The organism is Streptomyces sp. ALI-76-A, from assembly GCF_030287445.1.
Taxonomy (GTDB): domain Bacteria; phylum Actinomycetota; class Actinomycetes; order Streptomycetales; family Streptomycetaceae; genus Streptomyces.
On sequence record NZ_JASVWB010000002.1, the window covers coordinates 6,418,192 to 6,432,159 of the forward strand.

The window sequence follows — 13,968 nt, forward strand, 5'->3', positions numbered from 1 at the left end:
CCTGACCAGCGCGAGGAGTGGGGGCGGGTCGACGCGCGGGCGCGGGGCGGGCCGCCGGCGGCTCAGTCGTGTCCCACCGGCGCCTCCGCCCCGGCCTGCGCCTGCTGCTGCGTGGAGGCCTCCGTCCGCTGGTCACGGCGGTTGCCGAAGCGGTGGACCCAGCGGGAGGCCAGCGGCTCGGTGAAGCGGGCGGTGAGCGGGCCGAGGACGACCAGGATGAGGACGTACGCCGTGGCCAGCGGGCCCAGGGACGGCTCGATGCCCGCACTCACCGCCAGCCCGGCGATGACGATCGAGAACTCGCCGCGCGCCACCAGCGCGCCGCCCGTCCGCCAGCGGCCCTTGACGGAGATCCCGGCCCGACGGGCCGCCCAGTAGCCGGTGGCGATCTTCGTCGCGGCGGTGAGGAGCGCCAGTGCGAGCGCGGGCAGCAGGACGGGCGGGATGCTGGCCGGGTCGGTGTGCAGCCCGAAGAAGACGAAGAAGACGGCGGCGAACAGATCGCGCAGGGGGCTGAGCAGCGTGTGCGCGCCCTCCGCGACCTCGCCGGACAGCGCGATGCCCACCAGGAACGCGCCCACCGCGGCCGACACCTGGAGCTGCTGGGCGACACCCGCGACGAGGATCGTCAGTCCCAGCACCACCAGGAGCAGCTTCTCCGGGTCGTCGCTGGACACGAAACGCGAGATGAGGCGGCCGTAGCGGACGGCCACGAACAGGACCAGGCCCGCCGCGCCCAGGGCGATCGCCAGGGTGAGGCTGCCGGCCAGCAGCCCCGCCCCGGCCACCAGCGCGGTGACGATCGGCAGGTACACCGCCATCGCCAGGTCCTCCAGGACGAGGACGCTGAGGATCACCGGGGTTTCCCGGTTGCCGACGCGGCCCAGGTCGCCGAGCACCTTCGCGATGACGCCGGACGACGAGATCCAGGTGACGCCGGCCAGGACGACCGCGGCCACCGGGCCCCAGCCGAGCAGCAGCGCCGCCGCGGCACCCGGGATCGCGTTGAGCGCGCCGTCGACGAGCCCGGCCGGATAGTGGGCCTTGAGGTTGGTGACCAGGTCACCGGCCGTGTACTCCAGGCCGAGCATCAGCAGCAGGAGGATCACGCCGATCTCGGCGCCCGTGGCGATGAACTCCTCGCTCGCCCCGAGCGGCAGCAGACCGCCCTCGCCGAAGGCCAGACCGGCCAGCAGGTACAGCGGGATGGGGGAGAGGCGGAAGCGGGCGGCGAACCGGCCGAGCAGGCCGAGGCCGAGGATGATGGAACCGAACTCGATCAGCAGGACCGCTGAGTGCACAGGTCACCCCTGCCCGAGTATCGCCGCGGCGGCGTCGACGCCCTCGCGGGTGCCGATCACGATGAGCGTGTCCCCGCCGGCCAGCCGGAAGTCCGGCGCCGGCGACGGGATCGCCTCGGTCCGCCGCAGCACCGCCACCACGGACGAGCCCGTCTCGGTCCGCAGGCGCGTGTCGCCCAGGACCCGCCCGTTCCAGTGCGAGGTCGCGGCGACCTCGATCCGCTCGGCGACCAGGCCCAGGGCCGTCGTGTAGAGCAGGCTGGCGCTGTGGTGGGACGGCTTCAGCGCGTCGATCAGCGCGCCCGCCTCGGCACCGGTCAGCCGCAGGGACTGCGCGCAGGAGTCGGGGTCGTCGGCCCGGTACACGCTCACCGTGCGCGCGCCGTCGCGGTGCGCCACCACGGACAGATGGCGTTGTTCCCGGGTCACGAGGTCGTACTGGACCCCGATGCCCGGCAGCGGTGTCGCCTTCAGACGTGGAGCGGACACGTTTCTTCCCCTTACTCGTCGGTGCTCGGGCGGCTCGTGCCTCAGTGATCACGGATGCCCGGTCTGCATGCTGTCACCCGCCCGTACGGTGGCGACATGGGTGCTGTCACGGATATACGCGGCCGGCGGACGGCTGACAGGCTGGTCGCAGCCGTCATGCGGGTGGAGCAGGCGGGCGACGCACAGGCGGAAGCCGACGAGGGCGGAGCGGGCCGAAAGGGCGGAACCGGGACCGTGTCGCTGTTCTGGCGGATCTTCTCGCTCAACGCCGTCGGCCTGGTCGCGGCCGCCGGGCTGCTCCTGGGTCCGGTCACCGTGTCGACCCCGGTCCTGCCCGGCGAGGCGATGGCCGTCGTCGGTGGTCTCGCCGCCCTGCTGGCCGCCAACGCCCTGGTGCTGCGCGTCGGCCTCGCCCCGCTCCAGCGGCTGGGCCGCGCCATGGCGACCGCCGATCTGCGACGTCCCGGTGCCCGGGCCCCCGTCGCCGGTCCCGCCGAGACGGCCGAGCTGATCACGACGTACAACACCATGCTCGACCGGCTGGAGGCCGAACGCGCCGCCGGCGCGGCCCGCGCGCTCTCCGCCCAGGAGCGCGAACGGCAACGCGTCGCCCGCGAGCTGCACGACGAGGTCGGGCAGACCCTGACCGCCGTCCTCCTCCAGCTCAAGCGCGTCGGCGACCAGGCGCCCGAGGAACTGCGCGACGAGGTCGGCCAGGCACAGGAGGCCACCCGCGCGGGCCTCGACGAGATCCGCCGCATCGCGCGCCGACTGCGCCCCGGCGTGCTGGACGAGCTGGGCCTGGCCAGTGCGCTGCGCTCCCTCGCGGCCGAGTTCACCACCCACGGCCTGACGGTCCGCCACCACCTCTCCGGCGACCTGCCGCACCTGACCGAGGAGGCCGAACTCGTGCTCTACCGGGTGGCCCAGGAGGGCCTGACCAACACCGCGCGGCACGCCGCCGCCGACCGCGCGGACGTCTGGCTGCGGCCGGTGACGGACGGGGTCGAACTCCTCGTACGTGACAACGGCAGGGGCCTGGGCGGGACACCGGAGGGCTCCGGCATCAGCGGTATGCGCGAGCGCGCGCTGCTCGTGGGAGCCGCCCTGTCCCTCGCGCCCGCTCCCGACGGCGGTACCGAACTCAGGCTGCGCGTACCGGCCGGGACCGGGCGCCGATGACACTCCGACCACCCACGACGGCGAACCCCGTCCGCGTGCTGCTCGCCGACGACCACACCCTCGTACGCCGAGGCGTGCGTCTCATCCTGGAGGGTGAGCCGGACCTCACCGTCGTGGCCGAGGCCGGCGACGGGGCCGAGGCGGTCGAGCTGGCACGCGCGCGTGCCGTCGATCTCGCCGTCCTGGACATCGCCATGCCCCGCATGACCGGCCTCCAGGCGGCCCGCGAACTCTCCCGCCGGCTGCCCGGCCTGCGCATCCTCGTGCTGACGATGTACGACAACGAGCAGTACTTCTTCGAGGCCCTGAAGGCGGGCGCCAGCGGATACGTCCTGAAGTCCGTCGCCGACCGCGACCTGGTCGAGGCCTGCCGGGCGGCGGTCCGTGACGAACCGTTCATCTACCCGGGTGCGGAACGGGCCCTCGTCCGCTCCTACCTGGAGCGTCTGCGCCGGGGCGACGGCCTGCCGGAGCGGGCCATCACCGAACGCGAGGAGGAGATCCTCAAACTGGTCGCCGAGGGCCACACCTCCAGGGAGATCGCCGAGCTGCTGTTCATCAGCGCCAAGACGGTGGAACGCCACCGCGCGAACCTCCTCCAGAAACTCGGCATGCGCGACCGCCTGGAGCTGACCCGCTACGCCATCCGGGCCGGTCTGATCGATCCGTGAGGCGGTTGTCCACAGGCGGACGGGAGCTGCTCCGGCACCGCCTACCCTTGTCACATGAGCAGCAGCGACCGGAGCCAGGCAGTGGACGTGAAGACATACGAGGTGCGCACCTACGGGTGCCAGATGAACGTCCACGATTCCGAGCGATTGTCCGGACTGCTCGAAGACGCCGGATACGTGCGCGCGCCCGAGGGGGCGGACGGCGACGCGGACGTGGTCGTCTTCAACACCTGCGCGGTCCGCGAGAACGCCGACAACCGGCTCTACGGCAACCTCGGCCGGCTCGCCCCGATGAAGACGAAGCGCCCCGGGATGCAGATCGCGGTCGGCGGCTGTCTCGCCCAGAAGGACCGCGACACCATCGTGAAGAAGGCTCCCTGGGTGGACGTCGTCTTCGGCACGCACAACATCGGCAAGCTGCCCGTCCTGCTGGAACGCGCCCGCGTCCAGGAAGAGGCGCAGGTCGAGATCGCCGAGTCGCTGGAGGCGTTCCCCTCCACCCTGCCGACCCGGCGGGAGAGCGCGTACGCCGCCTGGGTGTCGATCTCCGTGGGCTGCAACAACACCTGCACCTTCTGCATCGTCCCGGCCCTGCGCGGCAAGGAGAAGGACCGCCGTCCCGGCGACATCCTGGCCGAGGTCGAGGCCTTGGTCGCCGAGGGCGTCTGCGAGATCACGCTGCTCGGCCAGAACGTCAACGCGTACGGCTCCGACATCGGCGACCGTGAGGCGTTCAGCAAGTTGCTGCGGGCCTGCGGCGGCATCGACGGCCTGGAGCGCGTCCGCTTCACCTCGCCGCACCCGCGCGACTTCACGGACGACGTGATCGCGGCCATGGCGCAGACTCCGAACGTCATGCCGCAGCTGCACATGCCCCTGCAGTCCGGTTCGGACACCGTCCTGAAGGCGATGCGCCGCTCGTACCGCCAGGACCGCTACCTCGGGATCATCGAGAAGGTGCGGGCCGCCATCCCGCACGCGGCGATCACCACCGACATCATCGTGGGCTTCCCCGGCGAGACCGAGGAGGACTTCGAGCAGACCCTGCACGTGGTGCGCGAGGCCCGGTTCGCGCAGGCGTTCACCTTCCAGTACTCCAAGCGCCCCGGCACCCCGGCCGCCACCATGGACAACCAGATCCCCAAGGAGGTCGTCCAGGCGCGCTACGAGCGTCTCGTGGCCCTTCAGGAGGAGATCTCCTGGGAGGAGAACAAGAAGCAGGTCGGCCGCACGCTCGACCTCATGGTCGCCGAGGGCGAGGGCCGCAAGGACGGCGCCACCCACCGCCTCTCCGGCCGCGCCCCGGACAACCGCCTGGTCCACTTCACCAAGCCGGAGCAGGGAGTGCGTCCCGGCGACGTGGTCACGGTCGAGATCACCTACGCCGCCCCGCACCACCTCCTCGCCGAGGGCAGCGTCCTCGCCGTGCGCCGCACGCGCGCGGGGGACGCCTGGGACAAGCGCAACGCGGCGGCGGCCGCCGGGCCGACGGGCGTCCTGCTGGGCCTGCCGACGATCGGCGCGCCCGCCCCGCTGCCGGTCGCCACGGGCGGCGGCTGCGGCGGCAACTGACACCGGCGAGGGGAGCGGTCGGCCCGGGGCCGAGGACCGGGGTTCTGCCGGCCCTGGCACTCCGCCCGGCGGATGCGCGGACGCGGAGGTCAGCGGCGCGTGGCCGCCCGGTCCCCGCGAACGTCGGCCGACGTGCCGCCGCCCCGCGGGGTTACCCTGCCGATCATGCTTGTCGCCGCAGCAGTCTGCCCCTGCCCACCGTTGCTCGTGCCCGACCTCGCGGCGGGCGCGGCACCCGAGCTGGACGCCGTGCGGGCCGCCTGCACGGACGCGCTCGGTGTCCTCGCCGCCGCCCGCCCCGACCGGCTCCTGGTCGTCGGACCCGCCGACGAGAGCGGGCGCGGACCCCACCCGCAGGGCACCCCGGGTTCCTTCCACGGATTCGGCGTGGACCTGGACGTGCGCCTCGGCGCGGACCAGGGCACCGGGGACCCGGACACGCGCGGGCACACGGACACACGCAGGGGCGCGGACACGCCCAGGGACACGGCCCGCGAGCGCTCGCTTCCGACCTCCCTCGCGGTGGCCGCCTGGCTGCTGGAGCGGACCGGCTGGGCCGCCGCCCCGGTCGAGGGACTCGGTGTGGGGGAACCTCTCGCGCCCGAGCGGTGTATCCAGATGGGAAGGCAGGTCGCCGCGGTGGCCGAGCGGGTGGCCTTGCTGGTGATGGGTGACGCCAGCGCCTGCCGCACCCTCAAGTCGCCCGGCTACCTGGACGAGCGGGCGGCGCCCTTCGACGCCCAGGTCGCGCGGGCCTTGGCGGCGGCGGACGGGGCGGCCCTGAAGGCGCTGGACGCGGACTTGGCGTACGAACTGAAGGCCGCCGGGCGGGCCCCCTGGCAGGTCCTGGCGGGCGCGGCCGAGGGAACCGTCCTCACCGGGGCGCTGCTGTACGAGGACGCGCCGTACGGCGTGGGGTATCTGGTGGCGACCTGGTCATAGCCCTGAGCGGCGACTTCGGGTGAGAGGGCCAGGTCGCACGGACGACACGGGGCGCTCCGACGCCGAGTCGGCCGTCCGCGCCGAGTCGGCCGTCCACGGAGCGGCCGGCGATCCGGTAAGCGGTCGTCCCCCGGACACGGCGGACGGCCGGGAGCGTCGTGCTCCACGGCCGTCCGACGATGTGCGGTCGCCGGTCAGGAGACCGGCGGCGAGGTGGGCGGTGGTGAGGGCGGCGGCGGGGAACCGGGCGGGGGCGAGGCCGACGGCGTACCGCCGTCGCCGACCGGGCCGGTGCCGGTTCCGGTGCCACCCGGGTGCGTGCCGTCCTTGTGCGCGAGACGGTCCACGGCACCCTTGGCCTTGCCCGTGCCGGCCTCGATCTTGTCGCTGTACTTGCCCTTGGTCTTCTCGTCGACGACCTTCGCGGCCTTGTCGAGACCGTGCCGGACCTTGTCACCGTGCTGCTGCGCGAGACCGGAGACCTTGTCCTTGGCCGGGCCGAGCTTGGCTTTGACGTTGTCCAGGAGACCCATGGTCCACCTTCCCTCGCGCGGTGTTTACGTGCGAGCGCCTTCCCCGGCCCCGCTGTCGGCAACCTCCTCGGCGGACTGCTGCTTGGGGATGTCGACACCTTCGCCACCGGTGTCGTCGGCGGCGGCCGCCTTCTTCTCCACCGGGCTCTCGGCCGGGGCAGCCGTCTCGGTCTCGGCCGGTCCCTTCGCCTCCGCCGCCTTCTGAGCCGCGGGCCCGGCCGCCGTCGCGTCGGCCTGCGCCTCGGCGGTTGCCGCCTCCTCCGTGCTCTTCGACCTCCGGAAGAGTCGTGCGAAAACGCCCATATCCACTCCATACAGTACTCATGCGGGCGAAATCCCGCGTCGTCCGGTGCGTCCGATTGCGCCGCCCGGCCCGCCGCCTCTGCGATCGGGCGGCGGAGAACCTCGCAACTGGGAACGACCCCGGGTCCGTACCGTCACGTAACTCGTTCGAGGCCGCGGGTGGAGGTTTGCGAGACTGGGGCGGTGAGCAGCCGACCCCCCGCCCCCCGTGTCATCGCCGTCGTCGGACCGACCGCGGCCGGAAAGTCCGATCTGGGCGTTTTCCTGGCCCAGCGACTCGGTGGTGAGGTCGTCAACGCCGACTCCATGCAGCTCTACCGAGGGATGGACATCGGCACCGCGAAGCTGACGCCCGAGGAGCGCGCCGGCGTACCGCACCACCTCCTGGACATCTGGGACGTGACGGTCACCGCGTCCGTCGCCGAGTACCAACGGCTCGCGCGGCAGCGCATGGACGCGCTGCTCGCCGAGGGCCGCTGGCCGATCCTGGTGGGCGGCTCCGGCCTGTACGTCCGGGGCGCCGTCGACAACCTGGAGTTCCCCGGCACCGATCCCGAGGTCCGGGCCCGACTGGAGGACGAACTCACCCTGCGCGGCTCCGGCGCGCTGCACGCGCGCCTGGCCGCCGCCGACCCCGGGGCCGCGCACGCGATCCTGCCGAGCAACGGCCGCCGTATCGTCCGGGCCCTCGAGGTGATCGAGATCACCGGCCGGCCCTTCACCGCCAACCTCCCCGGCCACGACTCCGTCTACGAGACCGTCCAGATCGGCGTCGACGTGGCCCGCCCCGAGCTCGACGAGCGCATCGCCCGCCGGGTCGACCGGATGTGGGAGACCGGGCTCGTGGAGGAAGTGCGCGCGTTGGAGGCGCAGGGGTTGCGCCAGGGGCGTACGGCGTCGCGCGCGCTCGGCTACCAGCAAGTGCTCGCGGCGCTCGCCGGGGAGTGCACCCTGGAAGAAGCGCGGATCGAGACGATTCGTGCCACCAAGCGCTTCGCGCGCCGTCAGGATTCCTGGTTCAGGCGCGATCCACGGGTGCATTGGTTGAGTGGGGCTGCGGCGGATCTCACAGAACTTCCGCGGCTCGCGCTGACGTTGGTCGAACGACCGGTTACAGCCTGATCACGTCCTGGCATCGGGACGCTCCGGCCGTCATCGCGGCCTTCGGGGGCGTGCCATCATCGAGCTTCGATCGACCAGTGGAGTCCAAGTTGGGAGGGCGCGTGGCGATGGAGGCCGGCCCTCGCGACACCGCACAAGGCACCGAACACCTCACCGCGGAGAGCGGCGAACCCGAGCTCGACGACGACCGTCTGAACTCCGACGGGCCCGACGAGACACCGGACGGGGTGACCGCCGACGGCCCCGAGCCGGAGGAGATGTTCCCCGGCGGCCCCGAGGTCGAGGTCGAACTCCGTCCGCAGCGCCGGCTGCGCATCTGGCAGCTGGCGCCCATCGTGAGCCTCGCCGCGGTCGGCTCCCTGATGTTCGCCTTCCCGCTCGCCTTCGACTTCGGCGACAGCGGGGCCGTGATCGCCATGCTGGGCCTGCTGATCTGCTCCTGCGCGGCCGGCTGGGGCATGACGGCCGCCCGTCGCGTGGGTTACACGTGGCCCGGGCTGCCGCCGCGCGGTTCCGGGCGCCGGGCGGACTGGCGCGTGGTGATCGCCTACGTCGTGCTGGTCGCCGCGGTGGTCGTGCTCGCGGTCTGGCGCGTGGCCCGGCTGCGCTGACCCCACGCGCGCCCGGGGTGTCGTACCCACGCCGTACGATCGAGGAATGAGCACGCGGATCGCCTTCCTCAAGGGTCACGGCACGGAGAACGACTTCGTGATCCTCCCGGACCCCGAGAACGCCATCGACCTGCCCCCGGCCGCCGTCGCCGCCCTGTGCGACCGCCGCGCGGGCATCGGCGGGGACGGGCTGCTGCACGTCGTGCGGTCCACCGCGCACCCCGAGGCCGAGGACATGGCGGCCGAGGCGGAGTGGTTCATGGACTACCGCAACGGCGACGGCTCGATCGCCGAGATGTGCGGCAACGGCGTGCGCGTGTTCGCGCGCTACCTCCAGCGCGCCGGACACGTCGGTGAGGGCGACCTCGCGATCGCCACGCGCGCGGGCGTGAAGACCGCGCACATCGCCAAGGACGGCGACATCACGGTCGGCATGGGCAGAGCACGGCTCCCCGAAGGGGACGTCACGGTGAGCGTGGGGGAGCGCAGCTGGCCCGCGCGGAACGTGAACATGGGCAACCCGCACGCCGTCGCCTTCGTGGACGACCTCGCGCACGCGGGCGATCTGTACACCCCACCCCCGTTCACCCCGGCCGCCGCCTACCCGGACGGGGTCAACGTCGAGTTCGTGGTCGACCGCGGCCCCCGGCACGTCGCCCTGCGCGTGCACGAGCGCGGCGCCGGCGAGACCCGTTCGTGCGGCACGGGCGCGTGCGCCGTGGCCGTGGCCACCGCCCGCAGGGACGGCGTCGACCCGGCCGTCACCGGCGCTCCCGCCACGTACACCGTCGACGTGCCAGGCGGCACCCTCGTGATCACCGAGCGGCCCGACGGCTACATCGAGATGACCGGTCCCGCTGTGATCGTCGCCGAGGGCGAGATCGACGCCCAGTGGCTGGACAACGTGGTGCGGTGACCGATTGCAGATCACAGGACGCACACGCGTAAACCCCCAAACCGTCGCTCGAATGGGTGATCCGTTTCACGCTCGACGAGAGGCGGTCGGTCGGCCGTGATGGGCTCGGTAGCATCAAGCACCGGCCCGGACGGGGGACCGATGCAATCCCCTGAGCTGTGTCAGCCCTGGGGCACCCGTCCGCCGGTCCACAGCCGGAGGTGCCCATGAGTGCGGAGGCCACGAACCCTGCGACCCCGGGCCCGGTGGTGACATCGGGTCCGGCGACCTCGACCCCCGGGCTGCCCGCAGCGCCCCGCAGGAAGGCCCGCGCCCGGATCGACCTGCGCCGCCTCGGCCGGGCCGCGCTGCTCGGTCCCGCCGCCCGTGACCGGCTGCCCGACGCCATCGGCCATGTGGCCGAGGCCCACCGCGCCCACTACCCCGACGCCGACCTGGAACCGCTGCGCCGCGCCTACGTGCTCGCCGAGTCCTCGCACCGCGGCCAGATGCGCAAGAGCGGTGAGCCGTACATCACACACCCGCTCGCGGTGACCCTCATCCTCGCCGAACTCGGCGCGGAGACAACGACGCTGACGGCCTCTCTGCTCCACGACACCGTCGAGGACACGGACGTCACGCTCGATCAGGTCCGCGAGCAGTTCGGCGAGGAGGTCCGCTTCCTCGTCGACGGCGTGACGAAGCTGGAGAAGGTCGACTACGGCGCCGCCGCCGAGCCCGAGACCTTCCGCAAGATGCTCGTCGCCACCGGCAACGACGTCCGGGTGATGTCGATCAAGCTCGCCGACCGGCTGCACAACATGCGCACCCTCGGCGTGATGCGGCCCGAGAAACAGGCCCGCATCGCCAAGGTCACCCGGGACGTCCTCATCCCGCTCGCCGAACGGCTCGGCGTCCAGGCGCTCAAGACCGAGCTGGAGGACCTCGTCTTCGCGATCCTGCACCCCGAGGAGTACGAGCACACACGGGAGCTGATCGTCGGCAACACCTCCCGCACGGACGACCCGCTCGCCGAGACGGCCGAGGACATGCGCGCGGTCCTGCGGGACGCCGACATCCCGGCCGAGGTCCTCATCCGGCCGCGGCACTTCGTGTCGGTGCACCGGGTGGCCCGCAAACGCGGCCACCTGCGCGGCTCGGACTTCGGCCGCCTGCTGGTCCTCGTGCACGAGGACGCCGACTGCTACGGCGTCCTGGGCGAACTGCACACCTGCCTGACGCCCGTGGTCTCGGAGTTCAAGGACTTCATCGCCGTACCGAAGTTCAACCTGTACCAGTCGCTGCACACCGCGGTGGCCCGCAAGGACGGCCAGGTCGTCGAGGTCCTCATCCGCACCCACCAGATGCACAAGGTCGCCGAGGCCGGCGTGATCGCGCTCGGCAATCCCTACGCTCCTCCCGCCGAGGAGCAGAGCGCCGGCGACGGCGAGCGCGTCGACCCGACCCGGCCCGGCTGGCTCTCCCGCCTCCTCGACTGGCAGGAGGCGGCGTCCGACCCCGACACCTTCTGGTCCACCCTCCGGGAGGACCTGGCCCAGGACCGCGAGATCACCGTCTTCCGGCCCGACGGCGGCACACTGGGCCTGCCCGACGGCGCGACCTGTGTGGACGCCGCGTACGCCCAGTACGGCGAGGACGCGCACGCGTGCTTCGGCGCCCGCGTCAACGGCCGCCTGGCGACCCTCAGCACCGTCCTGAAGGACGGTGACACCGTCCAGCTCCTCATGGGCCAGGACCCGGCCTCCGAGCCCTCCCGGGAGTGGCTGGAGCACGCCCACACGCCTGCCGCGCGGATCGCCATCCAGCGGTGGATCGCGACGCATCCGGTGCCCGCGACGGGCGAGGAGGCGACCGTCCAGGACCCGGCTCGTCAGGACCCGGCTCGGCAGGGCGCGGAGGCCCCGGCCCGGCCCGCCGGCGACGGTCCCGCCTTCCGGTCCGTCGACCGTCCCCTCACCGACCGCGCCGCCTTCGACGGCCCCGCCGCCGCGAACGCCGTCGTCGACCAGCCGGGCGCGAGCGTACGGCTCGCCGGCTGCTGTACGCCCGTACCGCCCGACGAGGTGACCGGCTTCGCCGTGCGGGGGGGAGCGGTGACCGTCCACCGTGTGGAATGCGCGGCGGTGGCGCGGATGAAGGACGCGGGGCGCGCGGAGATCGGCGTGCGCTGGGGGGACACCGCCGAGTGCCGGGTGACCCTGTTCGCTGAATCGTTCGGCCGCCCTCATCTGCTGGCGGACCTCACCGAGGCGATGGCTCTGGAGGGCGCGGAGATCGTCTCGGCCACCGTCGAGCCCCCGAGCCGGCAGCGGGTACGCCACACCTACACCGTCCAGCTCCCGGACTCGGCCCACCTGCCGGCCCTGATGCGGGCGATGCGCAACGTGCCCGGTGTCTACGACGTCAGCCGGGCCCAGCCGCAGGCGCTGACGGACTGAGGCGCCCGGCTCAGCCGTTCGTGTGCCGTCGGCGGACTGACGCAGCCGGTTGTTCCGTCGCGCGCTGTCGCGGACGGAGGCATCGGGCTCAGCCGTTCGTGTGCTCAGCCGTTCGTGTGCCGTCGGCGGACTGACGCACCCGGTTCCGTCGCACGCCGTCGCGGACCGAGGACCCGGCTCACTCGTTCGCACCCCGTCGTTGACGTGGCGCGCCGGCTCGTTCGCGCGCTGTCGGCGGACCGAGTCAGTCGGCCTACCCGTTCGGGTGGGTCGGTCGCGCGCCGTCGCCATCGGGTACGTACGCGCTGGTAGCCGTGGTGCATGCTGCTCACCCCCCGCACCCCGGCCTCCCGGGACCGCCGCAGAACCCCCCGACGTCTGAAGGCGACGGCACTGCTCGCCTGCGCCGTCTCCGTCTGTCTCATCGCCGCCGGCGCCCCCGCCACCCCGCTCGGGGTCGGCGACCGCCTCTTCCCGCACCTCGGCAACCCGGGGTACGACGTGGCGTCGTACGACCTCTCCTTCACCTATCCCGGCACCAACAGCGAGCCGCTCCAGGCGGTCACCACGATCGACGCGTGGACGACGGTCTCACTGGACCGGGTGAACCTGGACTTCGCGCACGGCAAGGTCGAGTCCGTCGCCGTCGACGGCGAGTCCGCCGCCTTCACGAGCGCGGGTGAGGACCTGGTGGTCACGCCCGACGCACCGCTGCCCGAGGGCAGCTGGACGCGGATCACCGTCCGGCACACCAGCGACCCGATGCCCGCCGGGAACCGGGACGGCGGCTGGGTGCGCACCGCGGACGGCCTCGCCATGGCCAACCAGGCCGACGCCGCCCACCTGGTGTTCCCGTGCAACGACCACCCCTCCGACAAGGCCAGGTTCACGATCAGGGTCACCGCGCCGAAGGAGTACACCGCCGTGGCCAACGGTCTGTCCACCGGCGTGGAGCGGGTCGGCCGGACGATGACCTGGACCTACCGCACCCAGCACCCCATGGCCACCGAACTCGCCCAGGTCTCCATCGGCCGCTCCACCGTGCTGCGCCGCACGGGCCCGCACGGCCTGCCCGTACGGGACGTGGTGCCCACCGAGGACCGTGCCGTGCTGGAGCCCTGGCTGAAGAAGACCCCCGACCAGATCGCGTGGATGGAGGGCAAGGTCGGGCCGTACCCCTTCGAGACGTACGGCCTGCTCATGGCCGATGCCGTCACCGGTTTCGAGCTGGAGACGCAGACGCTCTCCCTCTTTGAGAAAGGCCTGTTCACCGAGCCCGCCTACCCCACGTGGTACGTCGAGTCGATCATGGTGCACGAGCTGGCCCACCAGTGGTTCGGGGACAGCGTCAGCCCGCGCACCTGGTCCGACCTGTGGCTGAACGAGGGGCACGCCACCTGGTACGAGGCCCTGTACGCGGAGGAGAAGGCGGACCGGCCGTTGGCGGCCCGGATGAAGGCGGCCTACGGGGACTCCGACCGCTGGCGCGCGGCCGGCGGGCCTCCGGCGGCCCCCAAGGCGCCCGACCCCGGCCAGAAGACCGGCATCTTCCGCCCGAACGTCTACGACGGTGCCGCACTCGTCCTGTACGCCCTGCGTCAGGAGATCGGCAGGCCGGCCTTCGAGCGACTGGAGAAGGTCTGGGTGAGCCGCCACCAGGACGGCACGGCGTCGACCGAGGACTTCGTCGAGCTCGCCGAGGAGATGTCCGGACGCGACCTCGGCACGTTCTTCGAGGGCTGGCTGCACGGCGAGAAGACCCCGCAGATGCCGGGCCACCCGGACTGGAAACCGGCGGCCCCCGAGCGTGCCGGTGCGAAGTAGGACTGCGAATAAGACAGTGACGAGACGGGCCGTGCCGTGCGACCATCGTCAGGTCGGCGCGGCA

Annotated in this window: 13 protein-coding genes; 9 read left to right on the forward strand and 4 right to left on the reverse strand. The window is 72.6% G+C overall.

The window, feature by feature from the left end:
* Positions 1–62 precede the first annotated feature (62 nt).
* Together QQS16_RS29710 and QQS16_RS29715 are read right to left on the reverse strand one after the other, a co-directional pair.
* Positions 63–1,301, reverse strand: a complete 1,239-nt coding sequence (locus tag QQS16_RS29710) for a cation:proton antiporter (RefSeq protein WP_286065118.1) — start codon at positions 1,299–1,301, stop codon at positions 63–65.
* 3 nt (positions 1,302–1,304) lie between these two features.
* Positions 1,305–1,790: a cation:proton antiporter regulatory subunit gene (locus QQS16_RS29715; RefSeq protein ID WP_286065119.1), complete on the reverse strand. Its 486-nt coding sequence runs from the start codon at positions 1,788–1,790 to the stop codon at positions 1,305–1,307.
* A gap of 234 nt (positions 1,791–2,024) precedes the next feature.
* On the opposite strand from QQS16_RS29715, the gene QQS16_RS29720 reads away from it, so the two are divergent.
* From QQS16_RS29720 to QQS16_RS29735, 4 genes are all read left to right on the forward strand, one after another.
* Positions 2,025–2,972: a sensor histidine kinase gene (locus QQS16_RS29720; protein WP_502963929.1), complete on the forward strand. Its 948-nt coding sequence runs from the start codon at positions 2,025–2,027 to the stop codon at positions 2,970–2,972.
* Positions 2,969–3,643 carry a response regulator gene (locus QQS16_RS29725; protein WP_286065121.1) on the forward strand — a complete coding sequence of 225 codons (675 nt, stop codon included), beginning with the start codon at positions 2,969–2,971 and terminating at the stop codon, positions 3,641–3,643. The genes QQS16_RS29720 and QQS16_RS29725 overlap by 4 nt, the downstream gene beginning before the upstream one ends.
* Before the next feature lie 54 nt (positions 3,644–3,697).
* Entirely contained in the window at positions 3,698–5,215 is a 1,518-nt protein-coding gene (miaB, locus tag QQS16_RS29730) for a tRNA (N6-isopentenyl adenosine(37)-C2)-methylthiotransferase MiaB (protein ID WP_286065122.1), read from the forward strand.
* Between the two features lie 165 nt (positions 5,216–5,380).
* Entirely contained in the window at positions 5,381–6,157 is a 777-nt protein-coding gene (locus QQS16_RS29735; protein ID WP_286065123.1) for a class III extradiol dioxygenase subunit B-like domain-containing protein, read from the forward strand.
* 194 nt (positions 6,158–6,351) lie between these two features.
* Here the strand turns inward: QQS16_RS29735 and QQS16_RS29740 are convergent, their stop codons facing one another.
* Positions 6,352–6,690: an antitoxin gene (locus QQS16_RS29740; RefSeq protein ID WP_286065124.1), complete on the reverse strand. Its 339-nt coding sequence runs from the start codon at positions 6,688–6,690 to the stop codon at positions 6,352–6,354.
* 24 nt (positions 6,691–6,714) lie between these two features.
* Complete coding sequence (locus QQS16_RS29745; protein WP_286065125.1) at positions 6,715–6,993, reverse strand: hypothetical protein; 279 nt, start codon at positions 6,991–6,993, stop codon at positions 6,715–6,717.
* A 183-nt stretch (positions 6,994–7,176) separates the two neighbouring features.
* Between QQS16_RS29745 and miaA the strand changes: the two genes are divergently transcribed.
* The 5 genes from miaA to QQS16_RS29770 all read left to right on the forward strand — a co-directional run bounded on the left by miaA (position 7,177) and on the right by QQS16_RS29770 (position 13,904).
* Positions 7,177–8,115: a tRNA (adenosine(37)-N6)-dimethylallyltransferase MiaA gene (gene miaA, locus QQS16_RS29750; RefSeq protein ID WP_286065126.1), complete on the forward strand. Its 939-nt coding sequence runs from the start codon at positions 7,177–7,179 to the stop codon at positions 8,113–8,115.
* 107 nt (positions 8,116–8,222) lie between these two features.
* Positions 8,223–8,726 carry a hypothetical protein gene (locus QQS16_RS29755; RefSeq protein WP_286066500.1) on the forward strand — a complete coding sequence of 168 codons (504 nt, stop codon included), beginning with the start codon at positions 8,223–8,225 and terminating at the stop codon, positions 8,724–8,726.
* 46 nt (positions 8,727–8,772) lie between these two features.
* Entirely contained in the window at positions 8,773–9,642 is an 870-nt protein-coding gene (dapF, locus tag QQS16_RS29760) for a diaminopimelate epimerase (protein ID WP_286065127.1), read from the forward strand.
* Between the two features lie 206 nt (positions 9,643–9,848).
* On the forward strand, positions 9,849–12,080 hold the full coding sequence (locus tag QQS16_RS29765) for a RelA/SpoT family protein (RefSeq protein ID WP_286065128.1): 2,232 nt from the start codon (positions 9,849–9,851) through the stop codon (positions 12,078–12,080).
* Positions 12,081–12,401: 321 nt separating this feature from the next.
* Positions 12,402–13,904, forward strand: a complete 1,503-nt coding sequence (locus QQS16_RS29770) for a M1 family metallopeptidase (RefSeq protein WP_286065129.1) — start codon at positions 12,402–12,404, stop codon at positions 13,902–13,904.
* Positions 13,905–13,968: the final 64 nt, after the last annotated feature.